Source organism: Streptomyces sp. NBC_00820 (genome assembly GCF_036347055.1).
GTDB lineage: Bacteria > Actinomycetota > Actinomycetes > Streptomycetales > Streptomycetaceae > Streptomyces.
Genome location: NZ_CP108882.1, coordinates 2,283,421 through 2,306,245, shown reverse-complemented (window position 1 = coordinate 2,306,245; position 22,825 = coordinate 2,283,421). Strand labels below are relative to the sequence as shown.

The following is a 22,825-nucleotide window of genomic DNA, read 5'->3' as shown; positions in this document are numbered from 1 at the left end:
AGGGGCCGTCTGTCCAAGGGGTGGACAGGAAGCCGGTAATTCGGTCAATTCACCGATGCCCGGTTGGGAGACCGCCCGCCCGTGGCTAACCTGCGGGTATGGCTCTTGGAACCGCATCCACCAGGACCGATCGCGCGCGCACCGTGCGGGAGATCCTGGCGACCGGCAAGACGGCGTACTCGTTCGAGTTCTACGCGCCGAAGACCCCCAAGGGCGAGCGCAGCCTCTGGAACGCGCTCCGCCGGGTGGAGGCCGTGGCCCCGGACTTCGTGTCCGTCACCTACGGCGCCGGCGGTTCCACGCGTGCGACCACGGTCAAGGAGACCCAGCAGATCGTCGTCGACACGACGCTCACCCCGGTCGCCCATCTGACCGCCGTCGACCACTCCGTCGCCGAACTGCGCAACATCATCGGCCAGTACGCGGACGCCGGCATCCGCAACATGCTCGCCGTGCGCGGCGACCCGCCCGGCGATCCGATGGGCGAGTGGGTGGCGCACCCCCGGGGTCTGACCTACGCGGCCGAACTCGTTCGACTCATCAAGGAGTCGGGCGACTTCTGCGTCGGTGTCGCCGCCTTCCCGGAGATGCACCCGCGCTCCACCGACCGGGACACCGACGTCGCGCACTTCGTCGACAAGTGCCGCGCGGGCGCCGACTACGCCATCACGCAGATGTTCTTCCAGCCGGAGTCGTACCTGCGGCTGCGTGACCGGGTGGCTGCCGCGGGCTGCGAGACCCCGGTCATCCCCGAGGTCCTGCCTGTCACCAGTGTGAAGATGCTGGAAAGGTTGCCCCAACTCAGTAACGCGATGTTCCCGCAGGCCCTGAAAGAGCGGATCCTCGCAGCGAAGGACGATCCGGCGGCTGTACGCTCCATTGGCATCGACTTCGCCACGGAGTTCTGCGCACGTCTGCTGTCCGAGGGGGTGCCCGGACTGCACTTCATCACGCTCAACAACTCCACGGCGACCCTGGAAATCTACGAGAACCTGGGCCTGCACCACCCCCCGCAGGCCTAGACCGGCCGCACGGTCATACGACACACTGCGTAGCGGTCACTGGGAGAGGGGCGTACATGGGCTGGACGGTCCTCTACATCGCGTTCGGCATCGTCGCGCTGTGGTTGCTCGGCGAGGTGCTGCTTCAGTACAAGGCACGGCTGCGCTGGCGGCTGTTGGCGTTCGGCGGCTTCCTGGGCGTCGTGCTCGGTGTGCTGATCCCGTCCGTCGTCGTCATCGGTCTCGGAGCGATCGCCTTCGCGATCGGCCAGACCTACGTCACGCTGTCCTTCCGGCGCGGCTTCGCGTCCGGCTGGGCGGTCAAGCGGCCCGACGAGGGCGAGGACGGCGCCGTCAGCAAGCGCCGCCGCGGCAAGGCGGGCCGCCAGGATCCCGGCCTGGACGACGACGTCGACCCGGAGTACTCCGAGTACGCGGGGGACGCCGCCGACGCAGACCCCCGCGGCCGCGACGACCACGCCCACGGCGAGACCGACGGCGGCTACGGCCAGGGCCAAGAGGCCTACGAGCGCGACGAGTACGACCACGACGACGTGTTCACCCCGGTGCGCGGCCCCGAGCCGGTGGCCGCCGAGACCACCACCGTCTACGAGCCGCAGCCCATGCCCGAGGACACCGGCTCCTACGGCATCTACGGCGGCCCGGCCCACGCGGCCGCCACCCAGCCCCAGGGCGCCGACCAGGCCTACGCCTACGACTACTCCGGCTACGGCCAGCAGGGTTACGGCTACGACGCCGCAGGGCAGCAGGGCTACGCCAACTACTCCGACCCCTACGTCGGCGCCCAGTCCTACAACGGCGACGGCTCCTACGACCCCGCCTACGCCCAGCAGCAGTACGCCCAGCAGGGCTACGGCCAGGAGGCGTACGGCACCGGCGGCTACGGAGAGACACCGGCCGGCGGCGTCTGGGTACCGCAGCAGCGCACCGACGAGACCTACGGCGGCGAACTCCCGCAGGAGCAGCAGTACCCGTACCAGGGCCAGGCGCAGCAGCAGCCGGGCAACGGGTACGACGAGCAGTACCGCTACTGAGACCGGATCCCGCTACTGAGACCGGATCCCGCTACCGGGACCGGAGCCCGTGTCGGGACCGGTCCCGACAGCGGGATCCGTCACTGGGAGCCGCGGAAGTCCGGGCCCTCCACGATCAGTCCGGCCACCAGCGCACCCGACATGCCCGCGTGCGCCAGCCCGCCGCCGGGGTGGGACCAGCCGCCCACCCGGTACAGACCGGGCAGCCGCGTGGTGTTCGCCGGGTGCAGGAAGCGGCCCCGGCCGGCGGCGAGCGCGGGAGCGGGCACGGACCCGTGGCAGGCACCCGTCTCGTCCTCGGTGTGCGCGGGAGTGCGCACCTCGTGCCACAGCAGACGCTCGGCCAGCCGGGGTATCGCCGACCCGGCGGCCTTGAGCAGGAAGTCCGTGTAGCTCCGGACCGTGTCCTGCTGATCCCAGCCGGAATCCGTCGACAGCACGGCGGACACCACCACCGACTCGTGTGCGCCGTCCGGCCGGAGCGCGGGGTCGTCGGGGCGCAGCACGGTCACCGTCGGACACACGGGCAGGTCGCCGCCCGGGCAGACCAGCAGGTCCAGCTCGGTCTGGGTGTCCGGCGCGTGGACGACCGTGCGGTGCGCGGCTCCCGCCTCGCGCCCGCCGCGCAGGGCCATGAGCACGCTGAACCGGCCGGCCGGCGGTGCGACCGGATCGGGCCGTACGTCACCCTCCGCGTCCAGCGGACGATCCGTCAGCGCCCGCAGCCGCGCCGGATCCAGGTCCGCGACGACATGGTCCGCCTCCGTCACCGTGCCGTCGGCCAGCTCCACACCGGCGGCCCGGCCGTCCTTCTCCACGATCCCGGTGACCTCGGTGCCGAAGACGAACTCGACCCGGCGCCGCACACACCGCTCGTACACCGCGCGCGCCAGCTCCCGCAGGCCGCCGCGCACGTACCAGATGCCGAACGCGTGCTCCATGTACGGCAGCACGGCCGCGCTCGCCGGGGTGCTGCGGGGATCGAGGCCGTACGCGAGCGCGTGGCTGCCCAGCAGGTCCTCCAGGCGCTCGTCGCGCAGCTCCCAGGCACCGATCTCGGCGAGCGTGCGCGCCCGGCGCGTGCGCAGCAGCCGCTTGTGCGGGACGGCCGGATACGGCTCCTGCTCCGCCAGCACCCGCCAGTTCGGCCACAGGGGCTCCTCCAGCAGCGGCCGGCGGGTGCGGTCCCAGGCCTCGCGGGCCCGCACCAGGAAGTCGCCCCAGCGCTGCCCGGCCCCCGCGCCCAGCGCCTCGTCCAGGGCCGCCACGACACCCGCGCGCGAGGCGTTCGGCAGGGACACCTCGCTGCCGTCCGCGAAGACGTGCCGCGACGAGGGGTCGACCTGGACCAGCTCGACCACGTCCTCCAGCGGCTCCTTGCCCGTCTTGACGAACAGGTCGCGGTAGACGGCGGGCAGCGTCAGCAGCCCCGGGCCCGTGTCGAAGGCGAACCCGTCCCGCTCGAAACGGCGCACCGCGCCGCCGTACGTCTCCGTACGCTCGTACACCACCACCCGGTGGCCCGCGACGGCCAGCCGGGCAGCGGCCGCCATCGCGCCCATCCCGGCGCCGATCATCGCAATCCGTGCCATGCGGGTGACTTTATCGACCGGCACCGACAACGCGGCGCGCGGGCGGGCCGGCCGGAGGGGGTCAGGCGGGTGGTCCGGGCGGCCCCGGCGGCTCGTGTTGGCGGGGTTGTGGGTGCGGATCGTGCTGTCCGGACCGGCGCGAGGCCAGCCGGCGCTCCTCCCGCCGCTGCGCCCGGCGCCGCAGGAAGCGCCGTACGCGGGAGGCGAGGAACCACAGCACCGCCAGCCCGGAGACGAGCAGGACACCCGCGATGATCGCCGCCGCCTCCGGATGGAACATCGCCAGCGAGACGACGCCTCCCACCCCGAGATCCTCGGCGAAACTCAGCACGAAGTTGCTGAACGGCTCCGGCGAGGTGTTGACCGCCATGCGCGTGCCGGCCTTCACGGTGTGGCTGGCCAGCGCCGTCGAACCGCCGAGCAGACCGGCGGCCACGTCCGAGACCGAGCCGCTCTGCCCGGCGAGCAGCGCCCCGATCCAGGCGCCGGCGAGCGGCCTGACCACGGTGTGCACGGAGTCCCAGACCGAGTCGACGTACGGGATCTTGTCGGCGACCGCCTCGCACAGGAAGAGCACGCCGGCCGTGATCAGCACCTCGGGGCGTTGCAGTGTCTGCGGGATGTCGTCGCTCACCCCCGTCATGCCGAACAGGCCGAGCAGCAGCACCACCACGTAGGCGTTGACGCCGCTGGCCCAGCCGCTCGTGAAGACCAGGGGGAGTACATCCACGGACGCGATCGTAACCAGGCAGCGGTGCGTTGGGGTGGGCACGCGCGCGGAGAACTGAGTATCCGTACCTACCCGACAAGATGAGTATCCGCGCGGATGGGCCGCGGCCTGCGGAAACGGCAGAGTGGAGGCACGGCAAGGGGGCGCGCCCCGGCACCGCCGACACGGGGCGGCGGAACGGTGCGCACCCGCCGGCCGCTCCTTCCGCCGATCCGTCGGCGGAAGCGAGGCAGGGGGACCCGGGGCAGACCACCACGGGGGACCACGAGAGGGAACCGTACGGGGGAACACGGGGGAACACGGGGGAACACGGGGGAGTACGGGGAAACAGGGGAGGCGCCGGTCCGTGAGCGGACCGGCGCCTCCTATGTGCTGTCCGGTGGGCGGGCGGGCCGCCTGCCGGACGCGGTGCCCGGCGGCGGCCGTACGGCTCAGCCGTTGCCGCTCACGCGGCCCTGGAGCAGCCGGGACAGCGCCGCGTGCACGTCGTCCAGGGAGCGCTCCGGCTGGAACGCCTTCCAGTCCAGCGCGGCCACCAGGACCATGCCGACCAGAGCCGCCGCCGTCAGCTGGATGTCGATCTCCGCGCTGAACTCGCCGGCCGCCACTCCTTCGCGCAGCACGCCCTCGACGACGGCGACGGCCTCCTGGCGGACCACCATCAAGGTGGACTGCCAGGCGCGGTTGGTGCGCCACAGCTCCGCGACGTACAGCTGGGTGAAGGCCGGGTAGCGGTCGATGAAGACCAGGCCCGCGCGGACCATCGCGTCCAGGGCGTCCACCCTGCTCCCGCCGTCGGCCGCCGTCCGCTCGGCCGCCTCGCGCAGGGAGGCGGTGAGCAGGCCCACGCCGTGCCGCAGCAGCTCCTCGAAGAGGACCGACTTGCTCGCGAAGTTGTAGTAGACCGTGCCCTTCGCGACGCCGGCCCGTTCGGCGATCTCGTCCACCGTGGTGGCGGAGAAGCCCTGTTCGGCGATGAGTGTGACGGCTGCCTCGTACAGCCTCTGCCGGGTGGCCTCGCGGCGCGTGCTGGCACCGGACGTGGCGCTGCTGCTTTCCATGGACCCGATTCTCACAGGTACGCGCGCGTGCGGGGTCTGCTTGGGGATCACAGGCTCAGCTCGGGGTGCAGCCGGGAGAGCGTCCACACCTGGCGGCGCCGGGCGGCCAGCGCGGTCAGCGCGAGGGCGCCCGCGGTGAACGCGGCGAGCACCGCGCAGGCCTGCCACACCGGTCCGAGTCCGCCGCCGGTGATCAGCCGGCGCAGGGCCGCCACGACGTAGCTCATCGGCAGCAGCGGGTGGAGCACGTTGAAGAAGCGCGGGCTGGTCTGTACCGGGTACGTGCCGCCCGCCGAGGTCAGCTGGAGCATCAGCAGCGCCAGCACGAGGATGCGGCCCGCCGCGCCGAAGCGGGCGTTCAGCCACTGCACGAGCGCCGCGAAGCACGCCGTGACCAGGAACAGGAAGCCGACCGTGCCCGCCGCCCGGGCCGTTCGCAGGCCGAGGCCCCAGTGCAGGACCGACATCAGGGCGGCGGTCTGCAGCACGCCCAGCGCGGCCACCGGAAGCCAGCCGGCGAGCGCGATCCGCCAGGCGGACGCACCGGCCGCCAGGGCCCGCCGGTTGAGCGGCGGGATCAGCATGTAGGCGACCATCGCGCCCACCCACAGGGACAGCGGGATGAAGTAGGGGGCGAACCCTGTGCCGTAGTTCGGCGCCTTGTGCAGGTCCTGGGCGGACAGCCGGACCGGGTCGGCCATCACGCCGGTGTGGCGGTCGCGGTCCCGCTCGTCGTAGTCGGGGATGCGCCGTGCGCCGGCGTGCAGGCCGCCGGCGAGCTTCTCGGAGCCGTCGGCCAGCTTGTACAGGCCGCCGCTGAGCGTCCTGGCGCCGGACTCGGCGGTGCCGATGCCCTTGTGCAGCGTGGCCGCGCCGGTGCGTGCGGTGCCGAGTCCGGTGTGCAGCCGCTTCGCGCCGGCCGCGACCCGGGCCGCGCCGTCGTTGAGTGCGTTGATCCGCCTGACGGCGTCGGCGGCGTCCGAGGAGAGGTGCGGTGCGCGCTCGGCGAGGGCGCGGGCCTGCTTCCGGAGCGTGCCGAGGTTGTTCCGCATGGTCGTCAGATCGCCGCCCTGGTCGGCGATCAGAGCGTTCAGGTCGTCGCCGACGCCGGCCACGTCGGCGGCCGCCCGCGTGGCCCTCTTCAGGTCCGGGCAGGCCGGGTCGGGGACCGGTGGGGCCGCGCAGCGTGCCTGGTAGGCCTCGGTCAGGACGGCGGAGGAGGTGTGGGCCGCTTCGGCGGCGCCCGGTGCGAGCTTCACCAGGACGTCGAGGTTGTCCTGGACCGTCCCGGCCGAGTCGGCGACCAGACGGGCCGTGTCCCCGATGGTCTTCTGATGCTCCTTCAGGAAGGGTCCGGCCTTGCCGTAGACGCCGTTGACCTTGTCCGCGAGGGTCTGCGTGCCCGCCGCGACCTGCCGGGAGCCGTCCTCCAGACCGTCGGCGCCCTTGGTGAGCCTCTTCAGCCCCGTGGAGAGCTTCCCGCTGCCGCTCTTGGCGTCCTTCAGGCCGTCGGCGAGGTCCTTGGAGCCCTTCTCCGCCTTCCCGATGCCCTTTCGCAGCCGGTCGGCGCCCCCGGCGGCCGTCAGCGTCCGGTCGTGGAGGGTGGAGAAGGAGACGAAGATCCGGTCCAGGAAGGCCCGCGAGGCCTTGGTGGACGCGGCCGAGCGGACCTCGGCGAAGACCGTCCGGGAGATCTGGCCGACGATGTAGTTGTTCGCGTCGTTCGTGCGCACCTGGAGCGCGCCCGTCTCCGGCGAGCCGCCCGCACCGGAGGCGATGCGCTCGCTGAGGTCGGCCGGCATCGTCAGGGACAGGTAGTAGGTGCCGTCCTCGACGCCACGGCGGGCCTCGGCGTCGCTCACCTCGTGCCACGCGAAGGTGCGGCTCGCGCGCAGCCCGGCCGTGATGCCGTCGCCCGCCTCGATCCTCCTGCCGTCGACGGTGGCCCCCTTGTCGTCGTTCACCAGGGCGACCGGGATGCGGTCCAGCCGGCCGTAGGGGTCCCAGAAGGACCACAGGTACAGGGCGCCGTAGAGCAGGGGCAGCAGGAGCAGCGCGACCAGGGCGGCGCGCGGCAGCCTGCCCCGCGTGAACCGCCTCAGCTCAAGCGCGGCCAGCCGGGGCGAGCGCATCGGCCTGCTCCTTCCGGTCGTCGGGGCGAGTGGGTACGGCGACACAGTCCGCGGGGGCGGTACGGCACACGGCCACGACCGTCGTCCCCACGCGCGTGAGCGACCGCAGGAGCTTCCACACCTCGGCGCGCTCGGCCTCCGAGAGCTTCAGTTCGACGTCGTCCACCGCGAGCAGCCGGGGCCGGGCGACCAGGGCCAGAGCCACGGACAGCCGCAGCGCCTCCAGCCGTTCCAGGTCACGGACGGCCGTACGGGAGCCCTTGGGCAGCGACTCCGGGTCCAGCCCGGCGGCGGCCAGGGCCGCGTCCGCGCGCAGCCGCGCCTCGTGCGTACGGTCCGGGCGGGGCTGCAGCGCCTCGCGCAGCGAGTCGCCGAACCGGCGTTGCAGCAGGGCCCGTTCGCGCAGATGCTCCCCGACCGTCAGGGCCGGCTCCAGATCGGTGACACCGGCCACGTTGGCCACCGCGCTGATCCGGCGCACGGCCGCCATCCGGCGCGGCAGCGCGAGCCCGCCGACGGCGGCCGTCCCCGCGGTGGGCTTCATCCGCCCCGTGAGCGCGAGCAGCAGGCACGTACGCCCCTCGCCGGACGCCCCCTCCACCGCGATCAGCGAGCCGGGCTCCGCCCGGACCGTCACCCCTCGAAACGCCCACCCCTGTGGCCCCTTGAGCCCAAGCCCCTCGGCCACGACGTCCACGCCGTGCACAGGCTTTCCCCCACCTTTTGAACTGACTGGTCAGTACAAAAGTATGCCCGAAGCGATGATCGGGGAAAAGGAGATCGGGGAAAAAGAAGCAGGCGTGGGTCCCGTGTCACACGACGCACGCGTGACGCGGGACCCACGCCTGGTGGAGCCCATGAGAGGCCGGCCGGCCTCCGGAGAACGCTCAGCCGCCCACGTACTCCGCCAGATGCTCGCCCGTGCGGGTGGAACGGTCGGCGACCAGCTCGGCGGGGGTGCCCTCGAAGACGACGCGGCCGCCGTCGTGGCCGGCGCCCGGGCCGAGGTCGATGATCCAGTCGGCGTGGGCCATGACCGCCTGGTGGTGCTCCACGACGACGACCGACTTGCCCGAGTCCACGAGCCGGTCGAGCAGACCGAGCAACTGCTCGACGTCGGCGAGGTGGAGGCCGGCGGTCGGCTCGTCGAGTACGAGGACGGCCGGGCTCCCGCCCTTGTCGTCCATGTGCGTGGCCAGCTTCAGGCGCTGCCGCTCACCGCCGGACAGCGTGGTGAGCGGCTGGCCGAGGCCGAGGTAGCCGAGCCCGACGTCGGCGAGCCGCCGCAGGATCCGGTGAGCGGCCGGGATGCGCGCCTCGCCGCTGCCGAAGAACTCCTCGGCCTCGGACACCGGCATCGCCAGCACCTCGCTGATGTCCCGGCCCCCGAGGCGGTACTCCAGCACCGAGGCCTGGAACCGCTTCCCCTCGCACTCCTCGCAGGTGGAGGCGACACCCGCCATCATCGCCAGGTCGGTGAAGACGACCCCGGCACCGTTGCAGGTCGGGCAGGCGCCCTCGGAGTTGGCGCTGAACAGCGCGGGCTTGACGCCGTTGGCCTTCGCGAAGGCCTTGCGGATCGGTTCCAGCAGGCCCGTGTACGTCGCCGGGTTGCTCCGCCGCGAGCCGCGGATCGCGCCCTGGTCCACGGACACCACGCCCGCGCCGGCCGGGATCGACCCGTGCACCAGCGAACTCTTCCCGGAACCCGCGACACCGGTGACGACGGTCAGCACCCCGAGCGGGACGTCGACGTCGACGCCGCGCAGGTTGTGCGTCGTGGCGCCCCGGATCTCCAGCGCGCCGGTGGGCTCGCGCACCGCCTCCTTGACCTTGGCCCGGTCGTCGAGATGGCGCCCGGTGACCGTGTCGCCGGCCCGCAGCCCCTCGACGGTGCCCTCGAAGCAGACGGTGCCGCCCGCCGTGCCGGCGCCGGGGCCGAGGTCGACGACATGGTCGGCGATCGCGATGACCTCCGGCTTGTGCTCCACGACGAGCACCGTGTTGCCCTTGTCCCGCAGCCGCAGCAGCAGGCCGTTCATCCGCTGGATGTCATGCGGGTGCAGGCCGGTCGTGGGCTCGTCGAAGACGTACGTGACGTCCGTGAGCGAGGAGCCGAGGTGGCGGATCATCTTCACGCGCTGCGCCTCGCCGCCCGAGAGCGTGCCCGCCGGCCGGTCCAGCGAGAGATAGCCCAGGCCGATCTCCGAGAACGAGTCGAGCGTCTCCCGAAGCGCCGTCAGCAGCGGGGCCACTGAGGGCTCGTCCAGGCCGCGGACCCAGTCGGCCAGGTCGCTGATCTGCATCGCGCACGCGTCGGCGATGCTGATCCCGTCGATCCGTGAGGTCCGGGCCGCCTCGCTCAGCCGCGTTCCCTCGCACTCCGGGCAGGTGGTGAAGGTGACCGCCCGCTCCACGAAGGCGCGCACGTGCGGCTGCAGCGCGTCGACGTCCTTCGACAGCATCGACTTCTGGATCTTCGGGATCAGACCCTCGTACGTCAGGTTGATGCCCTCGACCTTGATCTTGGTCGGTTCCTTGTGCAGGAGATCGGCCAGCTCCCGCTCGGTGAACTCGCTGACCGGCTTGTCCGGGTCGAAGAAGCCGCAGCCGGAGAAGATACGGCCGTACCAGCCGTCCACGCTGTAACCGGGGATCGTCAGCGCGCCCTCGTTGAGCGACTTGCTGTCGTCGTACAGCTGGGACAGGTCGATGTCGGTGACCGAGCCCCGGCCCTCGCAGCGCGTGCACATGCCGCCGGTGCGCGTGTAGGTCGCCTTGACCGCCTTCTTGGCGCCGCGCTCCACGGTGATCGCGCCGCTCGCCGTGACCGAGGGGACGTTGAAGGCGTACGCGCCGGGCGGACCGATGTGCGGCGTCGCCAGGCGGCTGAAGAGGATGCGCAGCATCGCGTTGGCGTCGGTGGCGGTGCCCACCGTGGAGCGGGGGTCGGCGCCCATCCGCTGCTGGTCGACGATGATCGCGGTCGTCAGCCCGTCGAGCACGTCGACCTCGGGCCGGGTGAGCGAGGGCATGAAGCCCTGCACGAACGCGCTGTACGTCTCGTTGATCAGCCGCTGCGACTCCGCCGCGATCGTGCCGAACACCAGCGAGCTCTTGCCCGAGCCGGAGATGCCGGTGAACACCGTCAGGCGACGCTTCGGGATCTCGACGCTGACGTCCTTGAGGTTGTTCACGCGCGCGCCGTGCACGCGGATCAGATCGTGGCTGTCGGCGGCGTGCGACGCGGGCGACTGCGGGTCCGGCCCCGTGGCCGTGGTCATCGTCTCTCCATCTGTCCGGGTCTCTGCGGAGCTGCTTGTGCTCAGTGGCGCGTCTCGTTGATGCGGATCAGGTTGCCCGCGGGGTCGCGGAAGGCGCAGTCGCGGATTCCGTACGGCTGCTCGGTCGGTTCCTGGACGACCTCGGCGCCGCCGGCCTGGAGCCGGTCGAAGGTGCCGTCGAGGTCGTCGGTGGCCAGCGTGATGATGGCGTACGTCCCCTTGGCCATCATCTCGGTGATCGTGCGGCGCTCCTCCTCGGTGACACCGGGGTCCGCGGCCGGGGGGTGCAGCACGATGGACGTCCCCGCCCGGCCGGCCGGGCCGACCGTGATCCAGCGCATGCCGCCGTACCCCACGTCGTTGCGGACCTCGAAACCGAGGAGGTCGCGGTAGAAGGCCAGGGAGGCCTCCGGGTCGTCGTGCGGCAGGAAGGTTCCGTGAATCTCGAGGTTCATGGCGGCCACGCTAACGGCGGCCCGACGGCCGCGCTTCTCGATTCCTGACCGGTCTCGTGACCTGCTTCGCCACGCACGACGGCATCCCCGCCGTGGCCCTCGCCGCCTCCCGCCGGTAGGCGCTGGGCGGGATGCCGACCAGCTCGGTGAAGCGCGTGCTGAACGTGCCCAGCGACTGGCAGCCGACCGCGAAACAGACCTCGGTGACGCTGAGGTCGCCCCGGCGCAGCAGCGCCATCGCGCGCTCGATCCGCCGCGTCATCAGGTAGCCGTAGGGCGATTCGCCGTAGGCGCGCCGGAACTCGCGGCTGAGGTGCCCGGCCGACATGTGCACACCACGGGCGAGCGCCTCGACGTCCAGTGGCCGCGCGTACTCCCGGTCGATCCGGTCGCGGACGCGGCGCAGCCGCGCGAGGTCGCGCAGCCGCTGTGCTTCGACGGGTTGGCTGGTCACCCGGAAGAGCCTGCCACACCGCACTGACAAGCGGCCGGGCATCGCGGGCTCCCGTGGGAGCCCGTGGGAGCCCGCGGGGACGGGCGGTGGACGGCTGACGGCCGGGGTGGCTGCCGGTGGCCGCCGGGCGACTGGATCCCGGGGAGGGGGTGCGGGCACGGAAACAGCAGGTCAGAACGGATTGTCAGTGCCATACCCCACGATGGGCGCATACGGCACCCCGTGTCGGGGCCTGCCGTGACCCAGACGACAGGAGGTTCGTCATGGCCAACCCGTCCGCAGCCGCCTCCCAGCGGCGCCGCGCCACCGGCCCTGCCCCCTCACCGACCGGCCCGGCGGGCGACGTGCACCCCGTGCTCCGCCGGGCCACGGCCTCGCCCGCCGTCCTCGACCTGCTCGCCCAGGCCCGCGCCGGACTCGACGAGGCCGCCGTCCTGGAAACCCCCAACGAGCGCTACGCCACGGCCCACCTCGCCGCCCTGCGCACCGCCGCCGCCGTGCTCGCCGCACGCGGCCGGCCCGAGACCTCCCCGCGCCGCCGGGCCCGCATCCGCAGCGCCTGGGAGGTGCTTCCCGAGATCGCCCCCGAACTGACCGAGTGGAGCGCCCTGTTCGCCTCCGGCGCCGCCCGCCGGGCCCGCGCCGAGGCGGGCATACAGGGCGCGGCCGGCCGACGCGACGCCGACGACCTGATACGTGACGTGGCGATGTTCCTCCACCTCGTCGAACGCCTGCTGGTCCGCCGTCCCGCCCTGCCCCAACCCCGCCGGAACACCGCCGGTGCCGGTGCCGGTGCTGAAGCCGGCGGCGATGACGTGAGCGGTGGCGGGGGTGGTGCGGGTGGCGCCGACGGTGTGGGTGGTGCGGGCGACACGGGGGAGCGGGGCGCCCCCGGATCCCGCCGCACTCTGCCGGATGTCGGCTGAGCGCCCGGCACCATGTGACCCGGCCCGGCGGGGAGCGGCTCGGCCCAGCGTGGCGCGATCCCGTCCGGTGCGGAGCGGCTCTGTCCGGCGTGGGGTGCCCTGTCCGGCGCTGTGCGATTCCGCGTGGCGTCCCGCAGACTTCGCCTGGCGTGGGGCGACTTCGCCTGGCGCGGCGCGGAACCATCCGATGCGGTGCGGCCTTGCCCGGTGCCACGCGATTCCGTCCGGTGGCTCCCGGGCGTTGCCCGGCGCTGTGCGATGCCGCGCGGGCGTCCCGCGGACCTCCCGCGCCGGGTGGGCGGACCGGTGCCGTGTGACCCCGCCCGGCGCGGTGCGACCTCGCCCTCCCGGCCCCCCGGCGACCCGTCCGACCTGCGAGACGCGCCCCGCCTCGGTGGCCGGGGGCGGTGGTGCAGGCAATAGGGTGGAGGCGCCTGAGACCTCCCGGCCTCGTGCGAGGGGACCGGGGAGGCATCCCGATCGCGCCGCCGGGCAACAGGCGGTGCCGCGCCGAGGAGTCAACTGCCGTGCCGGACCCGATGCGCCCCCGCGCCTCTCTCCGTACCGCCGTGGTCTGGGAGGTCCTTCAGGACGCCCTCGACCGCCGGGTCAAGGCCACGGGACGGGACGCGCTGGACGTGCTCGACACCGGGGGCGGCAGCGGCAACTTCGCCGTCCCCGTCGCCCGCCTGGGCCACAACGTCACCGTCGTCGACCCCAGCCCCAACGCCCTGTTCGCCCTGGAGCGCCGCGCCGCCGAGGCCGGCGTCGCCGACCGGGTCACGGGCGTCCAGGGCGACGCCCACGGCCTGTTCGACGTGGTCGAGCGCGGCGGCTACGACGCCGTGCTGTGCCACGGGGTCCTGGAGTACGTCGACGACCCCGCCGAGGGCGTCCGCAACGTGGTCGCCGCGCTGCGCCCCGACGGCGTGCTCAGCCTGCTCGCCGCCGGACTCGGCGGTGCCGTGTTCGCCCGGGCCCTCGCGGGTCACTTCACGGAGGCCAGGCAGGCCCTCGGCGACCCCGACGGCCGTTGGGGCGCCGGTGACCCGGTCCCGCACCGCTTCACCGCCGAGCAGCTCACCGCGCTGGTCGAGGGCGCGGGCCTGACGGCCGGCGCCGTGCACGGCGTGCGGGTCTTCGCCGACCTCGTGCCCGGCGTCCTGGTCGACACCGAGCCCGGTGCCCTCGACGCCCTGCTCAGGCTGGAGGCCGCCGCGGCCGAACTGCCCGCGTTCCACTCCGTCGCCACCCAGATCCACGTGCTCGGCGTGACACGAGGGGCCGCGGAAGCCTGAGCGTCTCCCCGCGACGAGCCGCTGATCAGGGGCTCGACGGCAGATGGAGTACGCCACAAGCCCCCCGATCGAGGGGTTTGCGCCGTATGATCGAGGTACACCGTCCGGCATGACGGGTCGGCCGTCGGGGAATGGAAGCCTCAGCGAGCCGAGCCCGCGCATGGCGGGCTCCGGTTGGCCAATTGGCGTAGAGGGGCGGGTTTCACGGGGGCGATTCCCTGCCTATCCTGAAGGGACCCCCCGGGTCGCCCCGGCGACCGCACGATGAGGAGGACTCCGTGCCGCTCTCGGAGCACGAGCAGCGCATGCTCGAGCAGATGGAGCGAGCGCTGTACGCCGAAGATCCCAAGTTCGCGTCAGCGCTTGAGGGAAACGGGCTGCGGACGTACACCCGGCGGCGGGTCTACCAGGCGCTCGCGGGCTTCCTCGTGGGTATCGCGCTCCTCATGGCCGGGATGGTCGCGCAGCAGATCTGGGTCAGCGTGGTCGGCTTCCTCGTCATGCTCGGCTGTGCCGTTCTCGCCGTAACCGGCTGGCGCAAGACGCCCAAGCCCGGTGAACACCCCGCGGGCCCCGCGGGCCGCGGGGGGCGAGGAGGCCGCGTGGGCCACACCGGTAACACCGGCTCCGCGCGCCGCCAGGTCCGCCACCCGCGGCAGAAGCGCTCCATGATGGACCGGATCGAGCAGCGCTGGCAGCGCCGCCGCGACGAACAGGGCCACTGACCCGTCCGCGCCGGGCGCGGACGACAGCAGACATACATCCGTGAGGGGTGACCACCGGCCGGTGGTCACCCCTCACGCGTGTCCGGCCTCCCGGCCCGGACGTGCCCCGCCGGGCCGGCCGGAGCCGCGGTGGGCGGAGCCCCGGCGGGACGCGGGGAGTCCCCCCCGGGACGCAGAAGTCCCGCTGGTACGGACGTGCCCTGCCGGGTCGGACGTGCCCCGGCGGGTCGGCCGGAGCCGCAGCGGGCGGAGCCCCGGCGGGACGCAAGGATTCCTCCTGGGGCGGACGAGCCCCGGTGAGGCCGACGGGGTCCCGGCAGGGCAGACGCGCCCTGCCGGGACCGCTCAGCCCCGCTGTTGCGACGGTCCGGGGCGGCGCGGTGTCGGTAGTGCCGCCGCGGCTCGGGCTCTGAGTGCTGCCCAGCGGGCCGAGACGGCCCACAGCGCGCGTACCGCCGAGCGCGGCGCGAACAGCGCCCGCAGGCGGGTCCGCCGGTTCACCTCGCCGTGCAGACCGGCGATCGCCCGGCGCACGTCCTCGGCCAGCCCCGCCGCCGGACGCGGCCGGGGCGCGTACAGCACCTGTTCCAGCGCGTCCGCCACCCGGTGCACCGCCGCCCCGGCCTCCGGGCCGAGCCGCCCGAGCCGCACGATCCGGTCCGCCGCCCCGCGCGGGGTCCGCGACTCGTCCGGCACGATCCCGATGTCCCAGGCGCTGTCGGTCAGCTCCTGCCAGGCCGCCAGCGTGTGGGCCGCCGCGCCCTCCCCGGTCCGGGCGTGTCCGCCCAGCCGCCGGGAACGTGCCCTGGCCCGCCACAGCATCGGCGACAGCGGCACCACGAGGACGGCCAGCGCGCCCAGCGCGATCAGCGCGGCCCACAGCCCGCCGTCCGGACCGCCGCCACCGCTCGGCGCCACGACCGCGGCGGACGGGCCGGCGCACTCGTCGGGCCGGTGCGTGCGATCCGTGCAGCCGGCGCTGGCCGAGGCCGAGGCGGAGGGCGCCGCTGTCGAACCGTGGGACGGCAGCGCCGGGTCCGGCTGGGCGCTGCCCGGCTTCTCGGACTGGGTGTACGACGGCACGCTGCCCCGGGTCGGGGTCGGTTCGAAGCGGGTCCAGCCCACGCCCTGGAAGTACAGCTCGGGCCAGGCGTGCGCGTCCCGCAGGCTCACCGAGACCGAGCCGTCCGCCTGCGGGGTGCCGGGCGCGAAGCCCACCGCCACCCGGGCCGGGATGCCCAGCGTGCGGGCCATCACGGCCATCGCGAAGGAGAAGTGGACGCAGAAGCCCTGCCTGTCGCGCAGGAAGTTGGCGATGGCGTTCGGGCCGTGGCCGATCTGGACCCGCGTGTCGTACTGGAAACCGCCGTTCACCGCGAACCAGTCCTGGAGCCGCACCGCCTCCTCGTAGTGGTTCGCCGCACCGGAGGTGACCTCCCTGGCGGTCCGGGACACCACCTTCGGCAGCCCGCCCGGCACCTTGGTGTAGTCGCGCTCCAGGGTGGCCGGCGGCGCGGGTGCCGCTGCCAGCTGCTTCGCGGTCGGCCGCACGTCCAGGCTGGTCACCAGGTAGGCCGCACCGCGTGTGTTCTGGCCGTGGTCGCCCACCAGCGTCATGCCGACGGGCTCGTACCGCCAGCGCCCGCCGATCCGCACACCGCTCGGCGGGTACGGCATCGGCAGCCAGTCCTGCGCGTACCAGTCGGCGGCGGTGATGGTGGTCGTGATCGTGGTGCGCTTGACGTCCGCGCTCAGGCCGGCCGGTGTCGGGAAGACCTCCGGCACGTTCACGATGTGCCGCTGGGACGGCTTCCAGGTGGTGCCGTCGAAGTCGTCCAGGGAGACGATCCGCACGTACATGTCCGACAGGTCGTTCGCGCTGGTCTTCAGGGACAGCACCTGCCGGTCGCTGTTCACGTTCAGGTTGTCGCGCAGGGAGACCAGCGGGTTGACCGCGGAGATCGTGCCGCCCGTGCCGTCGCCCGCGCCGACGCCCGTCCCCGCGGCCCCCAGCAGTCCCCCCTGCATCGCGGGCAGGGCCAGCGGCACCACCAGGGCGACCCCGAGGGCCACCGCGCCGATCCGGCGCCCGGTGCGCACCGGGGCGAGGGCGCCGCCCTCCGGGGCGCCCGGGGTGCGGGGCGCGCCCCCGAAGACCCGGCCCCACTGCGCCAGCCGGTCCCGGCCTTCCGCGAGCAGCAGCATCAGATAGCCGGCCGCCGCCACCAGGAACCACAGCCAGTCGGCCGAGCCTGCGGACAGTCCGGCGGCCACCGAGTACAGCGCCAGCAGCGGCAGCCCGGCCGGGGCAGCGGCGCGGAAGGTCACCGCGAGGGTGTCCACCAGCAGGTGGATGACCAGGACACCGCCGATCAGCATCAGCTTGATGCCGTCGGTGACCGGCGCCGGTGTCGCGTACCGGCTGACGTCCTGCGAGCCCTGCCGGAGCAGGGCGGCGAAGTGCTCCACGGCGTCCGGGCCCGGGATCAGCCCGACGAGCGCGTGCTCCCGGACGAAGACCAGGGTCAGCAGCGTCAGCGTGACCAGGACCTGGGCGGCCACGGTCAGCGGCCGCGCCAGCGGCACCCGCCGGGCCGCAGCGCCCACACCGGTCTGGACGGCCACCAGCAGGGCCGCCTCGATCAGCCACATGGGCTGGACGACCAGGGGCAGCAGGGCGCAGGAGGCCATCAGCGTGGCCGCGGCGGCGCACAGCGCCAGTCGTGCCCGCCCGCTCATCTCCGTGCCTCCCCGTTCGTCGTGGCCAGGTCCGGACGCTCACGGTCCGCCCGCCGCCACAGTTCCTCCAGCGAGACCCCGGGCGGCACACTCAGCGCCGTCCAGCCGGCCTCACGCAGCATGCGCAGCCGCTCGGCGTGCCGGTCGCCCTCCGGGCCCGGCACGTCGGCCGCCTGCCGCACCCAGGTGTCCGGGTCCAGCACGAAGGCGACCGCGGCGCCGCCGCGCCGGCACATCCTGGCCGCCAGCGCCGCCTGTTCCTCGTCGAGATCGCCCAGGAAGGCGACCAGCAGCCCCTCGTTCCCGCCGCGCAGCACGTCGTACGCGCGGGACAGACCCGCACCGTCCGAGTGGTCGATCACCGCGAGGGTGTCCATCATCAGCCCGGCCGCGTCCGCCGTGTCCTGGCCGGCGCCCGCGTAGCCGTCGGAGCCCTCGCCGGGCACCGCGCTGCCACTGTCCGTCAGCAGGCGTACCGAGAAGCCGCGTTCGAGCATGTGCACCAGGACCGAGGCGGTGCCCGAGACGGCCCACTCGAAGGCCGAGTCGGGGCCCGCGCCCCGGTAGGCGATGCCCCGGGTGTCCAGCAGGACCGTGCAGCGGGAGCGGCGCGGCTGCTCCTCGCGGCGCACCATCAGCTCGCCGTAGCGCGCAGTGGACCGCCAGTGGACCCGGCGCAGGTCGTCGCCGTAGCGGTACCCGCGCGGGATCACGTCGTCCTCGCCGGACAGGGCGAGCGCGCGCTGCCGTCCGTCGCCGTACCCCGTGGCCTCGCCGCCGAAGCGGACCGGTGCCAGCGGCTCCACGCGCGGGACGACCGTCAGGGTGTCGTACGCGGCGAAGGACCGGGTCAGCTCGCACATCCCGAACGGGTCGCTCAGCCGCAGCTGGAGGGGGCCGAGCGGATAGCGGCCGCGCAGGTCGGAGCGGACCCGGTAGGACACCTCGCGGCGGCCGCCCGGCTCGACCCGGTCCAGTACGAAACGGGGCCGGGGCCCGAGGACGTAGGGCACCCGGTCCTGGAGCATCAGCAGGCCCGTGGGCATCCGGGAGACGTTCTCCATCCGCAGTTGCACCCGGGCCTCGGTGGCGGCGGGCACGCGCGCGGGGGAGAGCCGGCGGTGCGCGGCCACCCGGTAGCGGGTGCGGTAGAGCACGGCCGCGCAGATCAGGGGCAGCACGGCGAGCAGCAGGCCGACCCGCAGCAGGTCGCTCTGGCCCAGCACGTAGGCGCAGACCGCGGCGGCGACCCCGGCGGCGAGGAAGGAGCGTCCGCGGGTGGTGAGCCCCGCCAGGGCGGTACGGACGCCGCCCGCCTCCCCCCGGTCGGCGTCCGGCCCGCCCGTCCCCCCGGCGGTCATCAAAGGCTCCGCGGGGGCTGCTGCGGATACGCCGGGACACCCCGGACGGTGCCGCCGAAGCCGCCGCGCGGCTGCGGGGCCGCGGGCACCGGAGTGCGCTGGAGGATCTCCAGCACGACCTGTTCGGCCGTACGGCGGTTCAGCTGGGCCTGGGCGGTGGGCAGCAGCCGGTGGGCGAGGACGGCGACGGCGAGCGCCTGGACGTCGTCGGGCAGCGCGTAGTCCCGGCCGCTCAGGGCGGCGGACGCCTTCGACGCGCGCAGCAGGTGCAGCGTCGCGCGCGGCGAGGCGCCCAGTCTCAGGTCGGGGTGGTTGCGGGTGGCCGCGACCAGCTCCACCGCGTACCGGCGGACCGCCTCGGAGACGTGCACCGCGCGCACCGCCTCGACCAGCTTCACGATCTCGTGCGCGTGCGCCACCGGCTGGAGGTCGTCCAGCGGGGAGGCCCCGCCGTGGATGTCCAGCATCTGCAGCTCGGCCTCGACGCTCGGATAGCCGACGGAGACGCGGGCCATGAAGCGGTCGCGCTGGGCCTCGGGCAGCGGGTAGGTGCCCTCCATCTCGACCGGGTTCTGCGTGGCCACCACCATGAACGGGCTGGGCAGTTCGTAGGTCTGCCCGTCGATGGTGACCTGCCGCTCCTCCATGGACTCCAGCAGCGCCGACTGGGTCTTGGGCGAGGCGCGGTTGATCTCGTCGCCGATCACGATCTGCGCGAAGACCGCGCCCGGCTTGAACTCGAAGTCCCGCCGCTGCTGGTCCCAGATGGACACCCCGGTGATGTCCGAGGGCAGCAGGTCGGGCGTGAACTGGATGCGCCGCACCGAGCAGTCGATCGACCGGGCCAGCGCCTTGGCGAGCATCGTCTTGCCCACGCCGGGGACGTCCTCGATCAGCAGGTGCCCCTCGGCGAGCAGCACGGTCAGCGCCAGCCGTACGACCTCGGGCTTGCCCTCGATCACGCTCTCCACCGAGCCGCGGACACGCTCCACCGTGGCGGTCAGGTCCGCCCCCGCCGCCCCCGGTTCCGCCCGGGTGGGGGGACCCCCATGGCTCGCCTGATCGTCGTAGATCGTCACCCGGCACTCCTCGGCCCGCTGTCGCTCGGGCCGACGCTCTGCGATGCGAAACCGGCCCACCCCGAAAACCAAAAGCACGGACATCGCGCGGGACCGGAAGGTTCCCGCGCGACGCCACACCCCGCATTCTTGCCGCCGTTACCGATTCGTGTCACTCGCCTGTGGACAACTGCCCGCGCGATGTCGGTCTTGCGGCCTTTTCGGCGCCGTGTCGGAGGCCGGGGAGCGGAGTTCCCCTCGGGGGCGTGCCGGCCGGGGCCGGGGTTCGCCGGCTCCGCGCTCAGGCCGGGTCGACCTCGCGCAGCAGGCCGGTGCGCACGTCGAAGACGAAACCGCGCACGTCGTCGGTGTGCAGCAGGAACGGCGAGGTGCGCACGCGCTGCATGGACTGCCGCACGTCCTGGTCCACGTCGCGGAAGGACTCCACCGCCCACGACGGGCGCTGGCCGACCTCCATCTCCAGGTCGTGCCGGAAGTCCTCGGTGATGGACTCCATGCCGCACCCGGTGTGGTGGATCAGCACCACGCAGCGGGTGCCGAGCGCCCGCTGGCTGATGGTCAGGGAGCGGATCACGTCGTCGGTGACGACGCCGCCCGCGTTGCGGATGGTGTGGCAGTCGCCGAGCTCGAGACCGAGCGCGGCGTGCAGGTCCAGCCGGGCGTCCATACAGGCCACGACGGCCACCCGCAGAACGGGGCGGGCGTCCATGCCGGGGTCGGAGAACGCGGCGGCGTACTGCTCGTTGGCCTCGACAAGGCGGTTCGTCACGCTGTGGCTGCCCGTTATGGCGCCTTCGGACCCAGTGGGAACTGCTGCGGAAGTCGACATACTCATGACGTTACTGGTCACCTCCGGTCCGGGCCCGCTGTGAGAGGGGACAAAGAACGTCATTGTGGCTTGTTGTGAGCTAACCCATACGGAGGGCAAACCTGAGCCGGACGGGTGAACCGCGTCGAATTGCGGCTCCCGTCGGGATGCGGTACGCGACGCGCAGGCCGGTTGATTGACCGCGAGACAGGGTGGACTAAAGTGACGCGAAGCGGGAGGCCCGGCTTCCCTGCTGGTGAAACCCATGGAGATCCGGGCACCCGCCCCGTGTCTCCCCGCGTGCGCGGCGCGTACGTACGGCTCGGCCTCCTCCCGCTCCCGGTCGGCTGACGCTTCCGGCGCCGGCAGGCCTCCCCTTCACCGGGGGCACCCCCGGCGTCAGCCGGGGAGGGCGGGGACCCGGCGGTACGTACGGCCCGCCGGAACTGAGAGGCCCCCTTGAGCCAGAGTCGACACGTCCCGGTGATGCTCCAGCGGTGCCTGGACATGTTGGCCCCTGCCCTCGCCGAGCCGGGAGCCGTGGTCGTCGACTGCACCCTCGGCCTCGGCGGTCACAGCGAGGCCCTGCTGACCCGCTTCCCCGAGGCCCGGCTGATCGGCCTCGACCGGGACAAGGAGGCCCTGCGGCTCTCCGGCGAGCGGCTCGCCCCCTTCGGCGAGCGCGCCACCCTCGTGCACGCCGTCTACGACGAGCTGCCCGACGTACTGGACCGGCTCGGCATCCCGCGCGTGCAGGGCGTCCTGTTCGACCTCGGCGTGTCCTCCATGCAGCTGGACGAGGCCGACCGCGGCTTCGCCTACGCCCAGGACGCCCCGCTGGACATGCGCATGGACCAGACGACCGGCGTCAGCGCCGCGGAGGTCCTCAACACCTACCCGGCCGGCGAACTGGTGCGGATCCTGCGCGCGTACGGCGAGGAGAAGCAGGCCAAGCGGATCGTCTCCGCCATCGTCCGCGAGCGCGAGAAGGAGCCGTTCAGCAACAGCGCCCGCCTCGTCGAGCTGATCCGGGACTCCCTGCCGCAGGCCGCCAAGCGCACCGGCGGCAACCCGGCCAAGCGCACCTTCCAGGCGCTGCGCATCGAGGTCAACGGCGAGCTGTCCGTCCTGGAGCGGGCCATCCCGGCGGCGGTGAAGGCCGTCTCCGTCGGCGGCCGCGTCGCCGTGCTGTCGTACCACTCGCTGGAGGACCGGCTGGTGAAGCAGGTGTTCGCGGCCGGCGCCGCCAACACCGCGCCGCCCGGACTGCCCGTCGTGCCCGAGCGGTACCAGCCCCGGCTCAAGCTGCTCACGCGCGGTGCCGAACTTCCCACCGAGGAGGAGATCGCCGAGAACCGCCGGGCCGCCCCCGCCAGGCTGCGCGGTGCCGAGCGGATCAGGGAGGACGCCGAGTGAGCGACTGGGGCCGGCTGGGCACGCCCACCCTCCGCGGGGCCCGTGAGACCCGCCGGAGGGCCAGTGAGCAGTAAACCCGGACCGAAGGGGAGGGCGGCCCGGCTCGCCCGGCTCCTGCCGGCCGGCCGCGCCCGGGCGGCCCGCACCCCGTTCGTGCTGCTCGTCGTCCTGCTCCTCGGCGGCGGCCTCATCGGCCTGCTGGTGCTCAACTCCGCGCTCAGCGAAGGCTCGTTCAGGCTGGACGACCTGCAGAAGCGGACGAAGAGCCTCACCGACGAGGAACAGGCCCTCCAGCGGGACATCGACGCCTACTCGTCCCCCGACGCCCTCCAGCGCCGGGCCCGCGAACTCGGCATGGTCCCCGGCGGCGACCCCGCCTTCCTCGGCCCCGGCGGCACCGTCAAGGGCGTCCCCAGCGCCGCCCCCGAGACCGCCGCCCTCACCGGCCCCGTCGCCCCCGAGGCGCTGACCCCCGGCCCCGCCACGGCCTCCGCGGCCTCCACCAGGATCCCGGCCACGGCTCCCGTGGCCGCTCCCACGACCGCCCCCGCCAGGCCCGCCGTCCCGGCTTCGGGCGTCCCGCGGGCCCAGCGGTCCGCCGCCCCCTCGACGCCGTTCGCGCCGCGCACCGCCCCGGCCCTGGCCCCGGCGGCGCCGCGCGCCACCCCCCAGCCCGCCTCCACCCCGACGATCCCCGGCAGGTGACGGA

General features: G+C 73.5%; 19 protein-coding genes. 7 read left to right on the top strand and 12 right to left on the bottom strand.

Translation table 11 applies throughout. From position 1 onward, the window contains the following. Positions 1-98 precede the first annotated feature (98 nt). Together metF and OIB37_RS10480 are read left to right on the top strand one after the other, a co-directional pair. Positions 99-1,022 carry a methylenetetrahydrofolate reductase [NAD(P)H] gene (gene metF, locus OIB37_RS10485; RefSeq protein WP_330457282.1) on the top strand — a complete coding sequence of 308 codons (924 nt, stop codon included), beginning with the start codon at positions 99-101 and terminating at the stop codon, positions 1,020-1,022. Between the two features lie 56 nt (positions 1,023-1,078). After that, on the top strand, positions 1,079-2,056 hold the full coding sequence (locus tag OIB37_RS10480) for an SCO2102 family sporulation regulator (RefSeq protein WP_330457281.1): 978 nt from the start codon (positions 1,079-1,081) through the stop codon (positions 2,054-2,056). An 80-nt stretch (positions 2,057-2,136) separates the two neighbouring features. Here the strand turns inward: OIB37_RS10480 and OIB37_RS10475 are convergent, their stop codons facing one another. From OIB37_RS10475 to OIB37_RS10440, 8 genes are all read right to left on the bottom strand, one after another. Beyond that, positions 2,137-3,648, bottom strand: coding sequence for a phytoene desaturase family protein (locus OIB37_RS10475; RefSeq protein ID WP_443058136.1), 1,512 nt, complete (start codon positions 3,646-3,648; stop codon positions 2,137-2,139). 61 nt (positions 3,649-3,709) lie between these two features. Next, positions 3,710-4,378, bottom strand: coding sequence for a DUF4126 domain-containing protein (locus tag OIB37_RS10470; RefSeq protein WP_330457280.1), 669 nt, complete (start codon positions 4,376-4,378; stop codon positions 3,710-3,712). 431 nt (positions 4,379-4,809) lie between these two features. Further along, entirely contained in the window at positions 4,810-5,439 is a 630-nt protein-coding gene (locus tag OIB37_RS10465; RefSeq protein ID WP_330457279.1) for a TetR/AcrR family transcriptional regulator, read from the bottom strand. A gap of 47 nt (positions 5,440-5,486) precedes the next feature. Then, complete coding sequence (locus tag OIB37_RS10460) at positions 5,487-7,571, bottom strand: YhgE/Pip domain-containing protein (RefSeq protein ID WP_330457278.1); 2,085 nt, start codon at positions 7,569-7,571, stop codon at positions 5,487-5,489. Continuing rightward, complete coding sequence (locus OIB37_RS10455; RefSeq protein ID WP_330457277.1) at positions 7,543-8,277, bottom strand: ATP-binding cassette domain-containing protein; 735 nt, start codon at positions 8,275-8,277, stop codon at positions 7,543-7,545. The genes OIB37_RS10460 and OIB37_RS10455 overlap by 29 nt, the downstream gene beginning before the upstream one ends. A 181-nt stretch (positions 8,278-8,458) precedes the next feature. Then, on the bottom strand, positions 8,459-10,855 hold the full coding sequence (locus OIB37_RS10450; RefSeq protein ID WP_330457276.1) for an excinuclease ABC subunit UvrA: 2,397 nt from the start codon (positions 10,853-10,855) through the stop codon (positions 8,459-8,461). A 41-nt stretch (positions 10,856-10,896) separates the two neighbouring features. Next, entirely contained in the window at positions 10,897-11,310 is a 414-nt protein-coding gene (locus OIB37_RS10445) for a VOC family protein (RefSeq protein ID WP_330457275.1), read from the bottom strand. A 10-nt stretch (positions 11,311-11,320) separates the two neighbouring features. Continuing rightward, positions 11,321-11,764 carry a helix-turn-helix transcriptional regulator gene (locus OIB37_RS10440; protein ID WP_330457274.1) on the bottom strand — a complete coding sequence of 148 codons (444 nt, stop codon included), beginning with the start codon at positions 11,762-11,764 and terminating at the stop codon, positions 11,321-11,323. A 263-nt stretch (positions 11,765-12,027) separates the two neighbouring features. Here OIB37_RS10440 and OIB37_RS10435 point away from each other — a divergent pair, with 263 nt between their 5' ends. From OIB37_RS10435 to OIB37_RS10425, 3 genes are all read left to right on the top strand, one after another. After that, positions 12,028-12,690, top strand: a complete 663-nt coding sequence (locus OIB37_RS10435) for an SAV_6107 family HEPN domain-containing protein (RefSeq protein WP_330457273.1) — start codon at positions 12,028-12,030, stop codon at positions 12,688-12,690. A gap of 527 nt (positions 12,691-13,217) precedes the next feature. Further along, entirely contained in the window at positions 13,218-13,988 is a 771-nt protein-coding gene (locus OIB37_RS10430) for a methyltransferase (protein WP_330457272.1), read from the top strand. Between the two features lie 278 nt (positions 13,989-14,266). Next, positions 14,267-14,713, top strand: a complete 447-nt coding sequence (locus tag OIB37_RS10425) for a DUF3040 domain-containing protein (protein ID WP_330457271.1) — start codon at positions 14,267-14,269, stop codon at positions 14,711-14,713. 345 nt (positions 14,714-15,058) lie between these two features. On the opposite strand, the gene OIB37_RS10420 is transcribed toward OIB37_RS10425, so the two are convergent. The 4 genes from OIB37_RS10420 to OIB37_RS10405 form a co-directional block, all read right to left on the bottom strand. After that, entirely contained in the window at positions 15,059-17,452 is a 2,394-nt protein-coding gene (locus OIB37_RS10420; protein WP_330457270.1) for a transglutaminase TgpA family protein, read from the bottom strand. Next, positions 17,449-18,813 (bottom strand): DUF58 domain-containing protein, encoded by a 1,365-nt coding sequence (locus OIB37_RS10415; RefSeq protein ID WP_330457269.1) that lies wholly within the window; start codon positions 18,811-18,813, stop codon positions 17,449-17,451. Before OIB37_RS10415 ends, OIB37_RS10420 begins: the two co-directional genes overlap by 4 nt. Further along, complete coding sequence (locus tag OIB37_RS10410; protein ID WP_330457268.1) at positions 18,813-19,892, bottom strand: AAA family ATPase; 1,080 nt, start codon at positions 19,890-19,892, stop codon at positions 18,813-18,815. Before OIB37_RS10410 ends, OIB37_RS10415 begins: the two co-directional genes overlap by 1 nt. Positions 19,893-20,172: 280 nt before the next feature. Beyond that, complete coding sequence (locus OIB37_RS10405) at positions 20,173-20,721, bottom strand: beta-class carbonic anhydrase (RefSeq protein WP_330457267.1); 549 nt, start codon at positions 20,719-20,721, stop codon at positions 20,173-20,175. Between the two features lie 438 nt (positions 20,722-21,159). Here OIB37_RS10405 and rsmH point away from each other — a divergent pair, with 438 nt between their 5' ends. Next, positions 21,160-22,116, top strand: a complete 957-nt coding sequence (rsmH, locus tag OIB37_RS10400) for a 16S rRNA (cytosine(1402)-N(4))-methyltransferase RsmH (RefSeq protein WP_330457266.1) — start codon at positions 21,160-21,162, stop codon at positions 22,114-22,116. Between the two features lie 63 nt (positions 22,117-22,179). Continuing rightward, on the top strand, positions 22,180-22,821 hold the full coding sequence (locus OIB37_RS10395; RefSeq protein ID WP_330457265.1) for a septum formation initiator family protein: 642 nt from the start codon (positions 22,180-22,182) through the stop codon (positions 22,819-22,821). Positions 22,822-22,825 lie beyond the last annotated feature (4 nt).